The organism is Bradyrhizobium sp. Kon69 (assembly GCF_055807515.1).
In genome coordinates, this window is the sequence record NZ_JBVVOS010000263.1 from 1 (window position 1) to 296 (window position 296).

General features: G+C 65.2%; 1 protein-coding gene. It reads right to left on the reverse strand.

Going from position 1 to position 296, the window contains the following annotated elements:
* A partial coding sequence (locus AC0L3U_RS39095; protein WP_473365075.1) for an ATP-binding cassette domain-containing protein occupies positions 1-296 on the reverse strand: 296 nt, incomplete at both ends.

Sequence of the window (296 nt, forward strand, 5' to 3'; positions counted from 1 at the left end):
GTCGGTTCATCCAGCAGCATCAACGCCGGCTTGAGCACCAGCGCCCGCGCAATCGCAATGCGCTGGCGCTGGCCGCCGGAAAATTCGTGGGGGTAACGGTGCCGGCTGGCGGGGTCAAGGCCCACGTCCTTGAGCACCTGGATGACCTGCGCTTCGCGTTCGTCGAGGCTGCACGGCGCGTGAACCTCCAGGCCCTCGCTGATGATTTGCTGCACCGACATGCGCGGGCTGAGGCTGCCATAGGGGTCCTGAAACACCACCTGCATCTGCTTGCGCCATGGGCGCATTTGACGGTG